An 18,171-nucleotide genomic window follows, 5' to 3' on the forward strand; every position below is an offset into this window, starting at 1 on the left:
GGAAATCGTACGATGGATGTCTTGTAAAGCTGTTTGAGAACTACAGTCCTCTATTTCATTGAAAAGGTACATTTTCTGCTTGGAAAGGGAACTATGATCCGCTAATTTATAGATTGCACCGGAAGAAAGCTGCCTGCGGTCCGAATAAGGTCCTATAGTTCCCCACAAACAGGAAACAGCGCATTTTTCTCGAAATAGTGGACTCTAGTTCCCTCAAGGTAAGCCCATCGTCATTTCTCACTAAATGAGGGACATCATCCACGCCGTATGACTACCATTAATCTGGGAATAATATACTTCTTACAGAGTGGTAGTAATTATTTCCATATTGAAATGGGAGATGGCGATGCAAAAGCTTATGCGAAAAGACAGAGGAAACGATCTTTTTGAACTGGCGATGTATGTGCTGGCGGCCGTGTGTTTTGTATATTTTCTAATTAAGGGCATTGCGCCGAAAATGTGGCAGGCTGTCTTAATTGCAGTAGTCTTGCTGTTGATCAGAGCAGTTGTCAAGCTGACCAAGACCACGATGTTTGCGGCGCTGAGATTCTGTGTGCTGCTGTTCATTTTCATAACGATGTTTTTGGCAAATGAATTTGGATTTTATAGTGTCATTCCCTACTTGGATAAGATCGAGCATCTTTTTTCAGGTGTAATCCTTTGTTTCGTAGGCTTATTAATTTATGGGAAAGCAAGCGATCTAGCGAACAAATCCGTTACGCCAAGTGCAAAGGTCGCCATATGGCTCAGCCTCTTCTTTTCTATAGCGATGGCCGGAGTCTGGGAAATCTACGAGTTCACAACGGATCGCTGGTTCGGATTGAATTCGCAAAACAGCAGCTTGTTGGATACGATGACGGATATCATCTGCGGGACGATTGGCGCGGTGCTGACCAGTTTCTATTTAGTGATTCAGGCAAAGCGGAGGAAAATGCCCTTAATTGACGAATAAGTTACTATTCAACGAAATATCTAAGAGGTCAGGTCTTGGGAGGCATGCATGAGAAAAGTAATCATGTTTAACAGAACTTCTTTAGACGGTTTTTATAAGGGGTCAAATGGGGAAATCGATTGGTTTATCCATGATCCTGAAGTTGACAAAGCCGCGCATGAAATGATGAACCCGGATACGATTTTCTTCGGAAGAGCGACCTACCAGATGTTTGAAGGCTACTGGCCCCAAGTGGCAAATAATCCGAATGCACCAGCGGGAGCACGGGCTATGGCGAATGAATTAAATGAGATGACCAAAATCGTATTTTCTTCAACACTTCAACAGGTAAGTTGGAGAAATTCCAAGCTAGTTAATGGGAATATAGCCAAATTCGTTCAAGAGTTCAAGCAAGGCGATGGAGCGGATATTGTCATTTTTGGCAGTGGAACGATCGTACAGCAATTATCGAATGAAGAACTCATCGATGAATATTTATTTGCGGTTACTCCGGTCGTTCTGGGTTCGGGGAAGCCATTATTTCATGACGCCAGAGGCAGACAGAACCTGAAGCTGAAGGAAACGAGGAGCTTTCGCTCAGGAAATGTTTTGCTGCATTATGAGAAGTGAATGGGATTAAGAAGAAGAGGAGACTGCTTACTGGCAGCTCCTCTTTTTTTCGATCGGCAGAACCAGGATATGCTGTAGACCGTTTCGGCCCAATTTAGTGCGGCCATCATCCCTAAATCCAGTTTTTAAATAGGCTTGTCGTGCAGGGAGATTTTTGAGATTTACAGCTAAAGCTACTTCTTCTACATCTGGGAAGTGATGCCTGACAAACGCACTTAGCTGCAAGAGCGCAGCTTTGGCATGGCCATTTCCTTGATCTGCATGATTAATTGAAAAAGCGCGGAGCACGAGGGAATTCGGATGATCCGAGTAGTCAAATCGTTCTTCTCCGTCATACAGAATGAAAAATCCAACAGGTTTTGCATTCGAAACGATAACAACGGGGAAACGATGTTTATCCTCCAAAGCGACTCTAAGCATTTCATTTGGCATGCCAGTGAACTGTTTTTGATCGTTAGGCAAGTAGAACGATTCCAAAGCGGTTTTATGTTCTGGTTCATAAAAAATAATCTCAGTATGTTGGCTTGTATGCCTATGTTCAGTCATCTTGTCCTCCAGTAAGATACAGAAATCAGCCTGTTTTATAATCATTGTACTAGATATTGCCCAAGGAAAAAGAGAAAAATTAAGCCTGACAATATCCCCTTTATCATCGAAAAATAAATTCGCGCACTCCATTGGTTTCTGTACTTTTCACTGGCATAGTCTGATATGTATTATCAGAAGGTAAAAAGGAGGGTAATCAATGCTAGAGGAGTATGAGTTTATCCTAAGCTTGAAGTTGATGGAGTTCGAAATTCGGCAAATAACAGCGTATACTAGAGCCTTTCCGCAGTGTTACACGATGTTGAAAAATAAATTAGATGACTTGAGCGATTTTATACATAAAGATGAAAATGTTCAAAGCTGGCAGTTATGGCATTCGAATAACGAGGTGCAGGAACTATCGCGAATCATGAGGGAAACGTCTATTCATGCTCTACGTGTATTGGAGAAATATCAAGCAGGTCATAGCCAGAGGGATGAAATCCAGCTAAGCAAGTATATCGATTTATTATCAATTTCCGTGCAGTCCGAATTAGCATGTTTGCAGATTGATCAACAGTCCAAGGTGCTGTTCATTGGTTCGGGTGCGTTCCCAGTGTCAGTTTTAACCATTGCACAAGAGACAGGAGCAGAAGTTGTAGGGCAGGATATAGACAAAGAAGCGGTAGAGCTTGCTGAGCAGGCATTGGCAATGAGCGACATCGTAAGTCGTGTGACTTTCACCCACCAACCATTGAAAGAGTTGACTGCTGCTAAGGAGGCTACGCATATCATAGTGGCTTCACATGTCGAGAATAAGCAGGAAGTTCTTGAGGTTCTGAGTCAATTAGCGAGCAGTCACGCGAAGATTTTACTGCGGTACGGCAATGGGTTGAAATCGCTGTTTAACTATACGTGGCCGGAGGGGAATCATGTGCCAGAGTGGAAACAAAGTAGTGTAAGCACTGCGTCACAGCTGTATAACACGATTATTTTGGAGAATGCGATGCAAATGAAAGGAGTCTGAAACAGTTCTATGTTTAGTGGTGTCAATCGGTAGAACCTCCCTGTCAAGATGGGGAGGTTTTTGCTTTTTCTTCAATAATTGGCGGCCTGAGATTCACTTGGATCAATCCTGAATATTCCAACTGTTTTAAGCGCATAACAATAGGTAAAAGAATGTGCGAGTAAGGGGAGTTTGTGACATGAATAAGGAATTTCCGGGGGAGTCAAGTGTCGACAAGGAAGCATATCAGACCAGAATTTCTTCCGAACTTACCGGGAATTTGCAGCTATTGCAAACCTACCTTACAGACTGTGCAGATGTGATTTTTGCCCATTTTCACTTCGGCAATGGATGGAATGCCTCCTTGCTGTATCTCTGCGGCTCAGTGAATGTTGAGCTTCTCGATGGGAGTGTGCTGCGACCGCTAAAGCAAGCAGGATCGGAAACGATCCGTTCGTTCGAAACGATTAAAGAACATATTAATGTGTCAGATATAGATTTGCTGCAATCAATTGGTGAAATCCTCCATAATGTTTTAAGTGGCCGACCGATTTTGTTAATTGACACGCTGGATGGTGCTTTATCCCTTGGACTTACGAAATATGAAACTCGTTCCGTAGAGGAACCTCTGGCTGAATCTGTCGTCCGCGGCTCACGTGAAGGATTTGTTGAATCCATATTTGTGAATTCGTCTTTAATTCGAAAAAGGTTAAAGACACCAGCACTAAAATTCATCCGTTACACAGTAGGTACATATTCGAAGACGGATATAGCGGTGGCTTATATCCAAGGAATTGCTAAGCCTGAGATCATTAGCAACGTTTCAAAGCGAATCGAGCAATTGGATATTGACGGAGTGATTGAGAGTGGATACATCGAAGAACTCATCGAGAGTAATACGTACTCGCCATTTCCACAGGTGCAAACAACCGAACGCCCTGACGTGGCTGCTGCAAGCCTGTTGGAAGGACGCATTCTCATTCTGACAGATAATACGCCAATGGTGCTTATTGTCCCGGCCACCTTCTGGTCGATGATGCAATCGCCTGAGGATTATTATCAGCGTTATTTGATCGGGACTTTGATTCGTTGGCTGCGTTACACTTTTTTCCTCATCGCGCTGCTAGCTCCTGCCGTTTATGTGGCAGTATTGACTTTCCATCAAGAGATGGTGCCGACAACCCTGCTGTTACGTGTAGCCAAATCGCGGGAAGAAATTCCTTTCCCGGCTTTGGTGGAAGCGCTCATCATGGAAATAACGTTTGAAGCTCTGCGTGAAGCGGGCATTCGACTTCCTAGACAAGTTGGCTCGGCTGTTAGTATCGTTGGCGCTCTAGTAATTGGTCAAGCCGCTATACAAGCTGGACTTGTTTCAGCGCCAATGGTCATGGTTGTAGCCATAACCGGGATATCCTCCTTTATGATGCCTCAGTATTCAGCAAGCATTGCGCTCAGAATCCTTCGATTTCCTATCATGATTTTGTCGGGAATTATGGGATTATTTGGTCTTATTCTGGGGCTGCTGTTAGTCATAAGCCATCTTTGTATTCTTCGTTCATTTGGAGTGCCGTATATGGCTCCTCTAGCTCCTTTATCCCTAAGTGGTATAAAAGATGTGCTATTTAGGGCACCAATCAATAAATTTAAAACGCGACCGTTAATCTATAGTGAAGGGAATATCAAAAGACAAGGCGATAAACCGGATGGGAAGTAATTTTGCAGGATTGGTGGAGGGGAAGGGAATTGAGGCATCGGATTGGCTTCCTAGTACTTATGTTCGTACTTCTTTTGACAACCGGGTGTTGGGATCGTGTAGAAGTAAATGACATGGCCATGATTATTTCAGCAGGGGTAGACAGCAGCGAGGGCGATGAAATTGAAATGACTGTTCAAGTCTTCATTCCGAATCCAGCTTCCGCGGGCACGGTGGGAACTGGAGGGGGAGAAGGGAATGTGTACACCTTGTCATCGGTAGGAGAATCCATGGCGGATGCTTTAAGTGAATTGCAAAAGAAGCTGCCTCGTTATTTTTCTTGGGGGCATGCGAAAGCCTATTTCTTTGGAGAACAGTTGGCTAGAAAAGGTCTGTATGACGAGTTTGATTTCTTATTCAGAGATGTCCAGACACGGGAGCAATCTAATTTCTTTTTATGCAAAGGAACCGCCAGGAAATTGTTGGAGTCGCAAGTGGATCCTAATACCTATGAAACATTAATTAAGCTTTCGCAGAAACCGGTAAATCATTCCTCAACGATGCATGAAGTGGAAGAACTGATAAACGCTGAATCTCAATCTTTTCTATTGCCGGTTGTCGCCCCCACCCAATTAATTACGAATAAAGCTAAAAAGCAGATCCTGAGTGTGGAAGGGATGTCTATCATCCAAAAGCAGAAACTAATAGGTTATTTGAGTCCTGAATCCATCATGGGGATTCGATTGTTAAGACCCAAAGATCTTGGCCGAAATATATCACTAACGCAGGAGCTTGATGGTGGTAAAATCGTAATTAAAATTATGCATACCAAGATTCGCTTGTATCCTTCGATCGTAAATGGAGAATGGAAAATGAGAATAAAACTAACGCTGGATGCCGATGTTCTGCAAAATTCAAGCACAATAGTACTCGGTAAAGGCATGGATGCCATGAGACACATAGAGGAGCCTTTCAATGATGAAATTAAGGAAATAATGGTAAATACGCTGCATCAATTGCAAACCGTGCATAAAGCAGATGTTGTCGGATTGGCGAGAGCATTTCACAAAGAATATCCTCATGAATGGCAAGCTGCCAAAAGTGAGTGGAATACTAAGTTTCAAACGATGGATATTCAAGTGGAAGTGAACAGTACCATCCAGAAACCCGGAGTTGCCAATCTTCCCGTGCGCCAGAGAAAAGATGAGGTGGGCCATGAATGACATGGTTTTAACAAACCGTCAAATATTTTGGATGATGGTTAGCACGCAAATCATAATGACCATTCTATTGACCACAGCTCCTGCTATAGAATTAGCCAAACAAGACGCTTGGTTTTCTTTGACTGCGTCTACAGCGATCGCGGCAGGCATTGCCTATGTTTGCGGGAAGCTCAACTCGATATTTCCTGACAAAACACTTGTTGAATTTAACCGGATCTTGCTTGGTAAATGGCTGGGAGGGATTGTTTCTGCGCTGTATATTCTGGTTTGGATCGTCATTCTAACGGTGATATTAAAACAATTCAGTTTATTTATTACAGGTACGATCATGCCCAGAACGCCGGTATTTTTAATCCAAATCCCGATGTTTCTCGTCGTGCTTTATCCGACCATACATGGGATTGGCGTGATTGCGCGTATTTGTGAATTAACAGGCCCGATAATCTTGATTGGCATTATAGGGCCTATATTTTTATCTATCAATCAACTGGACCGGGATCGGCTGCTGCCGATTTATTCAGATACGGGTTTACTGCCATTATTAAAAGGTGCGCTGCCCACGGCATCCTTCTTAGGCGACTGCATCATGCTTCTTATGCTTATTGCCTTTGTGCCCCAGCGAAAGCAGATTGTTCGCCATGCGGTAGGAGGGGTTATGCTCTCAGGCATCGTTAGCTTGATATCGGTTGTGGTCAGTATCTTAATGTTTGGACATAATGTTGCAGCCAATTACACGTATCCAATGCTAATGATTGTCCGTTCCATATCTATTGGTGGCATTATTGAGAATTTGGATGCAATCGTTGTAACCATTTGGATCATGAGCGTTTTTACAAAATTAGCGCTTTATTTATTTGTATCCAGCTATGGCACTACAAAACTTTTGGGGTTGAAAGATTGGAGAAAAACTACGTGGGTCATAGCAGCTATAGTCATTATAGCTTCCTTGATCCCTCTCAACTATGAAGAAATTTCCGTCATTTTTCCCGTTAAGGTAGCTGTTCCCTATATATTCCCGATTTTCATGGTGGCAGGTCCGCTGCTGCTGCTTCTACTGGCGCTTAGGAAACGGAAGAAATTGCGTATGCAGCCGACCCCATAAGTGTTTACATATTAGTAATGCCTCACGGGCAGACCCATTCAGGAAAGGTTGTATCCGTAAATATCCAATACAGGAAAGGGATGAAAAGGATGAGTGAACAAACGTTGCAAAAAACGGGCATGCAACTTCCGGATTTGAAAGGTAAGGTAGCGCTGATCACCGGGGCTGGCTCAGGTATTGGTCGAGCAACTGCGATTATGTTAGCCCAGCAAGGGATGAAGGTGTGTCTAGTAGATTTAAAAGATGAACGAAGCGAACAAACAAAGCAGGAAATAACGAATGCTGGCGGTGAGTGTATCACCGCGGATGTCGATATCGTTGATCCGGCACGCGTCGAGAAGGCTTTTGAGCAGACGGTGAAAACATGGGGCCGGCTGGATGTCGTTTTCGCCAACGCAGGCATTAATGGCGTCTTGGCGCCTATTGAAGACATGAAGCCTGAGGATTGGGACCGAACGTTATCCGTCAATCTGAAAGGTACGTTCCTATGTGTGAAGTTTGCGATTCCTTATTTAAAAGAGCAGGGTGGCAGTATTATTGTCACTAGCTCTATTAATGGCAGCCGAGCTTTTTCCGGATTCGGTATGACGGCTTACAGTTCATCTAAGGCAGGACAGGTAGCATTTACAAAAATGGCCTCATTGGAACTCGCAAGGTACAAAATTCGGGTTAATGCCATTTGTCCAGGTTCAATTGAAACAAACATCGGTGAGAATACGAATCCGACACCAGAACTCGAAAAAATCAAAATTCCTGTGAAGTACCCAGAAGGAAGTCAGCCATTGGAACATTCATCTGGACAGCCTGAGCAGGTTGCCAGCCTTGTAGCCTTTCTGGCTTCGAACGCTTCAAGCCATATTACGGGTACAGAATTGTTCATTGATGGCGCTGAGTCACTCCTATAATATGGCCTAAGAGACTGCCCGAATTTATCGGCAGTCTCTTTTATTTTCGCGGACTATATTGACACTCGATATATCATACGTTATTATATCGATATGTGATACATTGTCAGTCGATATAATAGAAGGCGATATAATGTTTTATTTGAAATGAGGTGAGAGGTACATGGAGTTTTCCAAAGAATTACTGCCATTGACGGAAGCATTTTACTATATTTTAGTGACTTTATATCCCCGCGCGGCACACGGCTACGCGATGATGCAGGATGTCGAGAAGATGAGCGCCGGCAGGGTACGCATAGGTGCAGGTACCTTGTATACAGCTTTAAATACGCTGCAGAAAAAAGGGTTAATCGAGAACGCGCCGGAGACTGAGGTTGGTGCTGATTCACGGCGCAAGTTGTACGCGATAACCGAGCTGGGCAGGAACGTTTTGAAAGCAGAAATGGATCGTATGGAAGAATTATTATCTAATGCGAGATCAGCCATCGCAAATGTGGAGTAGGAGAGGGAGAGCGAATGAAAACCAACACGCTAAGTAACCAATTCGAATACCGGACTAGATTTTCATTTGTATGGAATTATGAGAAGGATGAGACGTGGCTCACCGACTTGTCTGCACAAGGCTTACACTTGGTTAAACCGGGGGTATTCCGCAATCGCTTTGAGAAGATCAGCACGGTTCGTTATGTATATCGCATGGATTACCAGAAAATCACCAGTACAGATAAGCTCAATGAATATAAGGCTCTTTTTGAAGATTCAGGATGGGAGCACGTAGATTCACTTTTTGGCTGGCATTATTTCAGGAAACCTATTCGTGAAGGCGAATCGTTTGATATTTATACAGACCGTTTGTCGTTGAAGCTGTTATTCAAAAGAGTTCAACTCACTTTGGGTGTCGTTGCCTTAGCAAACTTGGTGCTGCTACTCGTGAATGCGCCTAAGCTATTTACCGAAACAAGCTCACAAGTGATCGGAAGCACACTGACGTTCGTGGTGCCGTTAGAATTATTCTGTGTTCTCTTGTTAACCTACGGCTGCTTGCGATTTCAACAAAAAATCAAAAAACTTGACGAACAATAATTGAAAATAAGGAGTGATTATCGGATTGCTTACTTATGTGAAAAGAGTGTATTCCGCTTGGATCGACTATCCGTTGCAAGCGGGGAAATTGCTTCAAGACCAATATCGTATCCTGCGATTTCTTGGGTTGGGAAGTTATGGGTTGACCTACTTGTGTCAAGACATCCGGAGCGGTGCAGAGCTTGTAATTAAGCAAGCGAAACCAAGTAAGGGACAGCTAGCCCGTGACTTGCTGCAGCAGGAGCTCGAAATTATGCGTCAGCTGCAGCATCCTTCCATTCCAAGCTGCTTAGCATCCTTTAGGGAAAGTAAACAGATGTTCATGATCATGGACTATGTAAAAGGCCAAACAGTAGAAGATTTGATTTTTGAAAGAGGGGCTCAATTTTCAGAAAAGGAAGCGTTAAGCCTGGTTCGCAAGCTAATGTCAGTGGTGTTCTATCTGCACACGCAAGGTTTCGTCCATCGTGATATCCGGATTCCTAATGTTATTCTACAGGGGGAGCGAATCCATTTAATTGATTTTGGCTTAGCTTCACGAATCGGGGGGCCAGCTGTTCAAGGTGAAAGAACAGATGAGGCATTACAGCGCCGGCGAGCTGCTGAGGTGACTTCCGATCTGTATGCAATCGGTCACTTTTTACTCTTTATGCTGTATTCAACCTTTGAGTCGACAAAGGTCCATGAGGAAAGCGTCCAAGGCTGGGAAGAGGAGCTCGATCTCACACCGGTTACGAAACGAATGATTCGCAAGCTGCTCCAGATAGATCCAGCATACACCAGTACGCAAGAATTCATCGATGAACTAGACGCGATCCTTCAGTAATCAAAACAAAAAAGCCACTTTCGCGGCTTTGGATTAGCTTGAACTATGTTGTCTATTTCGGTAATATCCATGACCTTGCTGGTTGTGTCCACTTCCAGGATACCGATCAGATGAAGAATGGCGATGACCATAATGGACCCTATGACTGCTATTCTGACGATAACCTCGGTGTTTGGAGTGGAAAATGGAGCCTAATAGTTTTTTTAGTAAATGTTTTATCATTTGTTAGGATGCCTCCAATCGTTTTAATTTTTAATACGAATGGAGACTCCAATAGTTTCAAGCTGGCAGGGAGCTACAAGGTGTTTTCTCGTTCTAATGCATTTAAACGTTCAAGGATTCTACGTTTTCGGTACAGCATTTTTGCGGATTCGCCTACATCCTTAAGCGTGCCGCGGTTGATCCAAGCACCGAAGAGGATGCCGGCAATAGGAATCAACTGAAACAGTTTCTTCCAACCCCAATTGTCGCGATAAGTAGCGAAAACTTCTCGCCAGCCCTGCAGTTGTGAAATCATCTGCGCATCTGCTTGATTATTTGCCGCATAGTCGCTAAGTTCATCAAGGATCGCCTTCTTGCCGACGATATCTGCGGAAGAGAATTGCATGCATTTAATTGTGAAGATCCGTTCCTGCTTGATTTTGGGATCATAGCCATAACAGATGGCAAGCTCTTGAATGGTTTTCAAAGACAGGCCAAGAACGGCTGGAATATCGATGGCGAGGGTAAGAATGCCGCCAATTCCTGTCGTTGCTCCTTGGAGAGTGGCTAGTTTCGTCCGATTGTGAATAATCTCATCTGCTGCTTGATCAAGGATGTGAAGTGGAAGTGTCTCCACATCTTCAATTGCAACTATCTCTGTGTGCGCTGGATGATTTCCCTCAACACGCTGACGCACTTCTGCAATATGGCGCAATGTTCCTGCTTCCGAAATGAGATAGCGGCCGCCCGCCTGCAAATAATTCCCTAGTTCATTCAAAGCCTCGCTAATTTTCTTGTTCCATATTTTAGGTGTAAGCCGATCTAATAGTTGAAAAGGCAGACGCCCAATTTTCTCCCAAAACCACAAATCCTTCTGTTCAGACTCCCAAGTTTTAATTATGTTTAGCTCTTGCAGCAATTGTTCTCTAGTTTCCATCCTCATTTACAACTCCTTTGCATGTTGTATACGTTTCAGAGCTGTATTTGGATTCAATGATAGATTTTTTTGATAACGCGTTGCAACTTGTTCTAAATATTTGTGAATCCAGGCATCGACAGACTCGGCGTTGAGACAATTTTTGCGAAAGGAGCTTGGCGGAGTGCCCATTTCCTTGGTGAAGACTTGTGTAAAATAGTGGATGCTCTCAAAGCCGGTATCTTCAGCAATTTGTTTCAGCGGAATGTCCGTGTATCCGAGCAAATAGGCGGCCCTTTTGACCCTTTCTGTTTTGACGACGGAAGGAAAGGATTGACCTAATTCTTCCGCCATCAGGCGAGAGAGTTGCCGCTCGGACACATGCAGGCTTTGAGCTACGTCTGAAAGCGCTATTTTCTTCGTTAGATGCGTCTGGATGTATTCTTTTGCTCGCTTGAGAGTGCCTTGCAGCTCTGATATCGCAGTGGATGATGCCGTATCGCCAGAGACGCAGTGATGCAGAAATAAGCTGATACAACTCATGACTAGCGTATAGGCTAGATGCTCAATTGATTCCTTGTAGCGAATTTCAGACTCAGCCGCCTGAATAAGCAGCGCTTGCCAAATGAGCGCGGGCGCAGTCTGCTCGGCATTCGGGACGAATAAGTGCGGATAAGCACTCAACTGGTGAAAATCGCGTATAAAAGCTTCGCTGGATTCGGACGTTACGGGTTCGATAGCAAAAAACAGCAGCAGCATGCCCGCATCGCTTTGGATATAGTGTCTGCTTTCGGGTTTGGAACAGTAAAGCGTTCCAGCACGCAGCGGATAGGTTACTCCATCTGAAAAGTAAGCGCCTTCACCTTGGACAACATAACAAATTTCAAAGAAGGAGTGTGCATGGGGGCTGTTCCCCATATGCTGCGGCTTCGCCCCCCAATAATGAACAAAGATGGATGCGGAGGCCCCTTGCAGCTGATCCAGATGTTGGTTGAGGTATAGGTTACTTCGAGAATAAACAGTATGGCTCAGCACGAAAGTGATCTCCCCTCTAGTAAGCTGACATCTATTATATCACGGAATTTTTCAAAAAAACGGCGTGTTTTTACAAAGACTGACTCCGTGTTCCTTTTCTATAATGAGGTGGAAGATCACGCAAAGGGGCTGTTCGATATGGGAAGCGAGAACCATGTATCGCTGGCAGGGATTATGGGATTTCCGGTAACACCGTTTGATCATAACGAGAAGGTGAATGAAAAAGCGTTTGAGGCAAATGTTCAATTTTTATTGGACAATGGCTTAGATTCGGTATTTGTTTGTGCAGGTTCTGGAGAGTTTCAATCCTTGGATATCAAAGAATATGAGCAGCTAGTTGCGATCGGTGTCTCAGTTGCCGCTGGAAAAGTGCCCGTATTCGCAGGAGCAGGAGGCAACTTGAAGGAAGCGGTGGAACGCGTCCAACTCGCGGAAAGACTCGGAGCAGACGGATTGTTGCTTCTGCCTCCATACCTTATTATTCCTGAACAGGAAGGGCTGTATCACTATTATCGGACGATCGCCCAGAGCACGGCATTGCCTGTCATTATTTATCAGCGTGATAATTCGGTATTTACATTAAGCACTTTAGTAAAATTGGCGAATCTGCCGAACGTCATTGGGTTCAAGGACGGGTTAGGAAATTTCGAGCTTAATATCGAATTCGTGCAATCGCTTGGGAATAAACTGCAATGGATGAATGGGATGCCGCTTGCGGAGCTGACTATGCCTGCCTATCATGCGCTTGGCTTCCATTCCTATTCATCGGCAATTTCCAATTATATCCCTCAGGTTTCGAGAAAATATCATGAGAGCCTAATTGGAGGCAATCAGGAGTTGCTGCAAGCTATCTATCGCGAAGTGATTTTACCGATTCACCGTATCCGTCAGCTTCGCAAAGGCTATGCGGTTTCACTCATCAAAGCAGGGATGGACATCGTTGGCTTGCCGGTTGGTTTGCAGGTTCGGTCACCGCTAGTGCCAGTTGAGCGAGAGCACTATGTACAGCTGGAATCGATTATCAAGAAGAGCATGGACTTGATCGCTTCTACCAATAACATATAGGAGGATATGAACAATGATGAAGGTATCGATTCAAGTTCCAACATGTGATCTGTCCGATAGCGATTTAAAACAAATGTGCCAGCTTGGCGTCGATTGTATAGATTTTACAAGGGGTTCATCGTTTCCTGGCGTGAAGGAACTCGGTTATCCAGATCTTGACCAGCTGCTTAAGCTCAGACGCAGAATCCGTTCACATGGGATGGACATCAACCGAGTGACGCTTCCAGATATCTCAAACAGTTTTATGTTGGAGGAACCTGGTTCAGATATTCAATTGGAGCATGTGAGCAATGCCATCAAAACATTTGGCGAAGGGGGGATCACGCTGGTTCGTCAGCGGTTTGCAGGCGATGTTTTTCCATATATGTCAGAGGAATACACAGCTGTGCACCGCGGAGGCGCGTTGGTACGCGGGGAATCTATAGGGCGAAATCCAGATAAGCAGCCTCCATCCGTGGAACAATTGAACGCTTGGTGGAAGCGCTTCGATCTCGTCTTCGGCAAGCTGGTTCCGCTCGCAGAGGCGTACAATGTTAATCTGGCTGTTCATCCATCAGACACACCGCATCATAATACGCCATTCGGCGGTCTAGGTTTTCATCGCGTTATCGATGCTTTTCCTAGCCGGAATGTTGGATTGGTTTACTGCGTTGGTACTCGCGGGGAAGCGGGCGGCACACCGTTAGTACTTGATGAGATTTATCAATACGGGCGTAAGGATCGGATTTTTTTGGTTCACTTCCGTAACATCCGCGGCAGTTTAGCGACTGCAGGCGCATTTGAAGAGGCACTGCTAGACGATGGTCACATGAATATGGCGAAAATTTTATTAGCCCTGCACCAGGTTGGCTATAACGGGTGTATTAACCCAGATCATATTACTTCACTTGAAATGGACCGTGCCCCGCATAATCCTTCGAAATCAGGTATGGGATGGGTCGGTTGGGCTTATTCTATCGGCTATGTGAAAGCGCTGCTTGCGGCATTAACTGAATTTAGAGGCGGGAGGGATTAACGAGTGGCTGAATCTATAACGTATCTCAATTATATAGGCGGAGAGTGGAAAGCCGCTTCAAGCAGGTTGGTTGATGCTAGCATTAACCCAGCTAACCGTCATGAAACTGTGGGCTACATCCAGAAATCCACGCTAGATGATTTGAATGAAGCTGTAGGCGCGGCTAGAGATGCTAAGCAGGGATGGCGTAAATTATCTGGCCCAGTACGCGGTGAGTTCTTGTTCAAGGTCGCCAACCAAGTGGAGCAGCGTCTGGATGAGATTGCGGAAATGATGACCCGCGAAATGGGGAAAACGCTCCCAGAGGCGAAAGGCGAAACCGCTCGCGGTGTTGCGATTTTGCGCTATTACGCAGGCGAAGGCATGCGAAGTATCGGTGACGTAATCCCTTCTACGGATAGCGCTGCGTTGATGTTCACGTCACGGGTGCCGCTTGGTGTCGTTGGCGTCATCACGCCATGGAATTTCCCTGTTGCGATTCCTATCTGGAAAATAGCTCCTGCTTTGATTTACGGTAACACCGTAGTGTTCAAGCCAGCGCAAGAAACAGCGGTCACCGCTGCTTTGATCCTTGAATGTTTCCATGCAGCAGGTCTTCCTGCTGGTGTTATCAATATGGTGACTGGCGATGGCGGCGTCATCGGACAAGCCATGGCCGACCACATGGACATCCAAGGCATCACATTTACAGGCTCGAACGCAGTGGGTAAAAGAGTCGGCCAAAGCGCTCTCGCAAGAGGAGCCAAGTACCAGCTCGAAATGGGAGGAAAGAACCCCGTTATCGTGGCACGGGATGCCGATCTAGATCTAGCGGTGGATGCGACAATTAGCGGCGGGTTGAAATCGACTGGGCAGAAGTGCACAGCGACAAGCCGAGTTATCGTCCATCACGAGGTTTACGAAGCTTTTAAGAGGAAGCTGCTGCAGAAAATTCAGAATATCCGTCTGGGCTCAGGCCTAGAGGCTGAAACATGGATGGGGCCTTGTGCAAGCGAAAATCAGTACCGGACGGTCCTATCCTACATTGCAAAAGGTGTAGAAGAGGGCGGCACTTTGTTATGCGGAGGCGGAAAAGGCCAGGGGCAGGCATTAGAGTCTGGCTACTTTGTTGAACCAACCGTTTTCGAAAACATTTCCAGCTCGATGACCATCGCGCAGGAAGAGATTTTCGGGCCCGTACTTGCTCTGATTAAGGTGAATTCGCTGGAAGAAGCGATCCAAATCGCCAATGACGTGAAATTTGGACTCAGTGCTTCGATTTTTACACGTGATATTTCGACCATGCTGACGTTCATGACTGATATCGATGCAGGTATGGTTCGGATCAACGCGGAAAGTGCGGGTGTGGAGCTGCAAGCACCATTCGGCGGCGTAAAGCAATCCAGTTCCGGCTCTAGAGAGCAAGGGCAAGCAGCGATTGAATTTTATACGGATATTAAAACCGTATTCGTTAAAGCGTAATAAGCGGGTTCAAGTGAATGGTTGGGCGGGATTAACATCCTGCTCAACTATTTTTTTCTGCAAAAAGACCTGTTCCTATCGAAAAATAAGAGAAGTCGACAACAAATGTCAGTGATTTTTGTGTGAATTTGGAGTTTGAATGTATAATAGTGCTATAGATGATTTAACAACTAGGTGAATAAAGGGGGATGTACGGTGCAATCGAAGTTTAAAGTCGCTATAGGCATATCCATTCTGGGGTATGTCGTAAGTCTCATAACTGCCCGCTTTCTGCCTGGCGCAGTTAACTTATTAGTGCCAACTACTTTTTCTTTAGGCAGTCTTATCATACTAAGTCGCAATCATTCCACGGAAGTAAAAAGGATAAACGTCCCAAATTCGGCTCCCGATTCTTTGCCTAATGTGACGAGTACAAGCAGTTCTGCTACGCCCAGCAGTGCAATGGAATTGAAAAGTGAAAGTGATCCATTTTGGGGGCCGATAGCTGAGTACATTCATGTTATTGAGGAGACGATGATCTCAGAGGGCCAGAAGAATACACTGGATAATGAAATCGTAGAAAAGACGCTTAGCCTGCTTGCAAGAGTTGGCAGGTTAATTCCGCAGCTGAAAGAACTTAATGATGCCAACATGAATCATAACATACAACGTTTGATCTTCAAGGATCTGAATGGCGCGATTAACCCTTTTCTTAAGCTGGGTGGTGAAGCGAAACGTTTAAATCGTCGGCTTCTGCTTACTGGGATTAAGGATATTAACTCCAAACTTTCCGCTTATGTTGAGACAATTGAACAAAAAGATCTCATTGAATTGCAAACAAGAATGGAACTCATCCAACAACGCTATCGTTCTGAAGACTAAAGGAGGAATTACCGATGACAACCCAATTAGTGCAATTAAAGTCTGCAGATTTAGAGAAAGTAGAGCAGGAAGCGAAACAAATGCTCCAAAAGGTATCTACTACGGATGATATGGAGTTAGAAGTCTTGATGGATTCCATCGGTCGTATGGGTGCCAAAACCATGGAGCAGGCTGGTCAATCTTTGGCCATGTTAGAGCGTCCCGTGAATGAATTAATGTCTGGCAAACGCTCAGAGGTTCAAAACAACATTTTGAAGCTTCGCCATGAAATCGATTCTTTGAGTAAAAGTAAGCAGCTTGGCTTCTTTGAAAAAATAATGAAAAAAACACCACTTAAAAATTATGTATACAAATATCAATCTGTAAAAACAAACGTTAATGCGATCGTCCAATCGCTCCGAAATGGCAAGGAAACACTTGAAGAAAATATGGCTTACATGAAAACACTGAAGAAAAACTCCCTCGAATCTGTCTACAATCTTCAAATGCGGATCGCAATGGGAGAGAATTTAAAGCAGTTGTTTGAAGCGGAGATTAGCAAGCCAGAAAATGAAGGCCGTAAAGTGCATCTCGAAAGAGGACTTCGTAAAGTAGTGACGCGGATACAGTCATTTCAGGAAATGATTATCCTCTATCAGCAGGCAATTGCGGGGACAGATATTATCAATGACAATAATGATAAGCTCATTGATGCGGTTGATGCGACAATCGATAAAACACAGAATCTGCTTACGGTATCCGCGATGATTTCGATGGCTATCGAGGATCAAGTACAAACCATAGATGCTGTGAATTCGGCGAATGCGACGCTTAATAAAATGTTTGAGGACAACTCTCGGTTGTTGAAAGAAACGACGCAGAAAACGAATGAGTTGCTTGGGAACTCAGGTTTACAAATGGACTCCATCGAGCGCGGGATGAATGATCTCTTTAGTGCTTTGGATCTATTTGAACAGTCTAATCGGACAATCATTCAATCCGCTACGGAGCACACGAAACGACTCGGGAACATTAGTCAGCAGATGACCCAGAGACTAGGCTTAATGCCAGGAAATAAAACGGGTGTAGAGAAAGATCCTGAGCTTAGCCGGCTTTTAGAATAAAAATGAGCGAGGCTGCCAGCCGTACTTGGCAGTCTCGTTTTTTTATGAATAAGTTTCGCCCATAATTGGGAAATTAGACCGAATGTCAATCCAATCGAAATGGGAGGTAAGTACGATGCCAGATCATTCTAAAGGCCAGAAGAACATCGTTGACAACAAAACGAGTATGTTCAATAACATTGGGCAGTCGGCGACAAATTATGTCCAGAATGCCATTGAAAATGTGTATGATTCCACCCAAGACGCCACCCAAAACTTGGTGAATAACGTCATGAAGCGAAAGAAAGCTGATCATAAAGATCAGGTTAATAATTAAGAAGGTTGAGCAGCCGGGCGCTGAAGTACTTCGGATGAGCGCAAGAACCCGGCTGTTTTGCTTAACGTCGAAACCTCCTGTTATTTTCCGCATCAGCACCACTTTTGCTTAATTAGCTGGACTTTCTGAAGTTAATTCTGCCAAACCGAGGGTCGCTAGGGTAGCTATTGTCGAAATAGCGGGAGTTTCTCCAGTTATTTCGTTCCCTGCCATCGCGCGGATCAGATTAACAGTAGATTTTCCTGCTATTCCAGCAGAGGCGTTGTACTCGTTC

Annotated in this window: 19 protein-coding genes; 16 read left to right on the forward strand and 3 right to left on the reverse strand. The window is 44.7% G+C overall.

The window, feature by feature from the left end:
• Positions 1 to 346: 346 nt before the first annotated feature.
• Both AC58UW_RS22600 and AC58UW_RS22605 read left to right on the forward strand, forming a co-directional pair.
• Positions 347 to 952: a DUF2238 domain-containing protein gene (locus tag AC58UW_RS22600; RefSeq protein WP_497422856.1), complete on the forward strand. Its 606-nt coding sequence runs from the start codon at positions 347 to 349 to the stop codon at positions 950 to 952.
• 48 nt (positions 953 to 1,000) lie between these two features.
• Positions 1,001 to 1,561: a dihydrofolate reductase family protein gene (locus tag AC58UW_RS22605; protein ID WP_497422857.1), complete on the forward strand. Its 561-nt coding sequence runs from the start codon at positions 1,001 to 1,003 to the stop codon at positions 1,559 to 1,561.
• A 27-nt stretch (positions 1,562 to 1,588) separates the two neighbouring features.
• Here the strand turns inward: AC58UW_RS22605 and AC58UW_RS22610 are convergent, their stop codons facing one another.
• A complete protein-coding gene (locus tag AC58UW_RS22610; RefSeq protein ID WP_497422858.1) occupies positions 1,589 to 2,239 on the reverse strand; it encodes a GNAT family N-acetyltransferase in 651 nt (216 codons plus the stop codon).
• 67 nt (positions 2,240 to 2,306) lie between these two features.
• Here AC58UW_RS22610 and AC58UW_RS22615 point away from each other — a divergent pair, with 67 nt between their 5' ends.
• The 8 genes from AC58UW_RS22615 to AC58UW_RS22650 all read left to right on the forward strand — a co-directional run bounded on the left by AC58UW_RS22615 (position 2,307) and on the right by AC58UW_RS22650 (position 9,924).
• Positions 2,307 to 3,113, forward strand: a complete 807-nt coding sequence (locus AC58UW_RS22615; RefSeq protein ID WP_497422859.1) for a nicotianamine synthase family protein — start codon at positions 2,307 to 2,309, stop codon at positions 3,111 to 3,113.
• Positions 3,114 to 3,291: 178 nt separating this feature from the next.
• Positions 3,292 to 4,806 carry a spore germination protein gene (locus tag AC58UW_RS22620; RefSeq protein ID WP_497422860.1) on the forward strand — a complete coding sequence of 505 codons (1,515 nt, stop codon included), beginning with the start codon at positions 3,292 to 3,294 and terminating at the stop codon, positions 4,804 to 4,806.
• A gap of 29 nt (positions 4,807 to 4,835) precedes the next feature.
• Positions 4,836 to 6,008, forward strand: coding sequence for a Ger(x)C family spore germination protein (locus AC58UW_RS22625; protein WP_497422861.1), 1,173 nt, complete (start codon positions 4,836 to 4,838; stop codon positions 6,006 to 6,008).
• On the forward strand, positions 6,001 to 7,110 hold the full coding sequence (locus AC58UW_RS22630; RefSeq protein ID WP_497422862.1) for a GerAB/ArcD/ProY family transporter: 1,110 nt from the start codon (positions 6,001 to 6,003) through the stop codon (positions 7,108 to 7,110). Before AC58UW_RS22625 ends, AC58UW_RS22630 begins: the two co-directional genes overlap by 8 nt.
• Before the next feature lie 89 nt (positions 7,111 to 7,199).
• Positions 7,200 to 8,015 (forward strand): SDR family oxidoreductase, encoded by an 816-nt coding sequence (locus AC58UW_RS22635; RefSeq protein WP_497422863.1) that lies wholly within the window; start codon positions 7,200 to 7,202, stop codon positions 8,013 to 8,015.
• Between the two features lie 163 nt (positions 8,016 to 8,178).
• Positions 8,179 to 8,517, forward strand: coding sequence for a PadR family transcriptional regulator (locus tag AC58UW_RS22640; RefSeq protein WP_497422864.1), 339 nt, complete (start codon positions 8,179 to 8,181; stop codon positions 8,515 to 8,517).
• A 14-nt stretch (positions 8,518 to 8,531) separates the two neighbouring features.
• Positions 8,532 to 9,098, forward strand: coding sequence for a DUF2812 domain-containing protein (locus AC58UW_RS22645; RefSeq protein ID WP_497422865.1), 567 nt, complete (start codon positions 8,532 to 8,534; stop codon positions 9,096 to 9,098).
• A 13-nt stretch (positions 9,099 to 9,111) separates the two neighbouring features.
• A complete protein-coding gene (locus AC58UW_RS22650; RefSeq protein WP_497422866.1) occupies positions 9,112 to 9,924 on the forward strand; it encodes a serine/threonine protein kinase in 813 nt (270 codons plus the stop codon).
• A gap of 295 nt (positions 9,925 to 10,219) precedes the next feature.
• On the opposite strand, the gene AC58UW_RS22655 is transcribed toward AC58UW_RS22650, so the two are convergent.
• Positions 10,220 to 11,062 (reverse strand): EcsC family protein, encoded by an 843-nt coding sequence (locus tag AC58UW_RS22655; protein ID WP_497422867.1) that lies wholly within the window; start codon positions 11,060 to 11,062, stop codon positions 10,220 to 10,222.
• Between the two features lie 6 nt (positions 11,063 to 11,068).
• A complete protein-coding gene (locus AC58UW_RS22660; protein ID WP_497422868.1) occupies positions 11,069 to 12,076 on the reverse strand; it encodes a helix-turn-helix domain-containing protein in 1,008 nt (335 codons plus the stop codon).
• 138 nt (positions 12,077 to 12,214) lie between these two features.
• Here AC58UW_RS22660 and kdgD point away from each other — a divergent pair, with 138 nt between their 5' ends.
• The 6 genes from kdgD to AC58UW_RS22690 all read left to right on the forward strand — a co-directional run bounded on the left by kdgD (position 12,215) and on the right by AC58UW_RS22690 (position 17,897).
• Positions 12,215 to 13,141, forward strand: a complete 927-nt coding sequence (kdgD, locus tag AC58UW_RS22665; RefSeq protein ID WP_497422869.1) for a 5-dehydro-4-deoxyglucarate dehydratase — start codon at positions 12,215 to 12,217, stop codon at positions 13,139 to 13,141.
• 13 nt (positions 13,142 to 13,154) lie between these two features.
• Positions 13,155 to 14,156 carry a mannonate dehydratase gene (locus AC58UW_RS22670; protein WP_497422870.1) on the forward strand — a complete coding sequence of 334 codons (1,002 nt, stop codon included), beginning with the start codon at positions 13,155 to 13,157 and terminating at the stop codon, positions 14,154 to 14,156.
• A gap of 3 nt (positions 14,157 to 14,159) precedes the next feature.
• Positions 14,160 to 15,617, forward strand: a complete 1,458-nt coding sequence (gene gucD / locus AC58UW_RS22675) for an alpha-ketoglutaric semialdehyde dehydrogenase GucD (RefSeq protein WP_497422871.1) — start codon at positions 14,160 to 14,162, stop codon at positions 15,615 to 15,617.
• A gap of 195 nt (positions 15,618 to 15,812) precedes the next feature.
• Entirely contained in the window at positions 15,813 to 16,478 is a 666-nt protein-coding gene (locus tag AC58UW_RS22680) for a hypothetical protein (RefSeq protein ID WP_497422872.1), read from the forward strand.
• Between the two features lie 14 nt (positions 16,479 to 16,492).
• The gene (locus AC58UW_RS22685) at positions 16,493 to 17,581 is read left to right on the forward strand and encodes a toxic anion resistance protein (protein WP_497422873.1); all 1,089 of its coding nucleotides are present in this window, start codon (positions 16,493 to 16,495) and stop codon (positions 17,579 to 17,581) included.
• A gap of 115 nt (positions 17,582 to 17,696) precedes the next feature.
• On the forward strand, positions 17,697 to 17,897 hold the full coding sequence (locus tag AC58UW_RS22690) for a hypothetical protein (RefSeq protein ID WP_497422874.1): 201 nt from the start codon (positions 17,697 to 17,699) through the stop codon (positions 17,895 to 17,897).
• Positions 17,898 to 18,171 lie beyond the last annotated feature (274 nt).

It is taken from the genome of Paenibacillus sp. J22R160, from assembly GCF_059692135.1.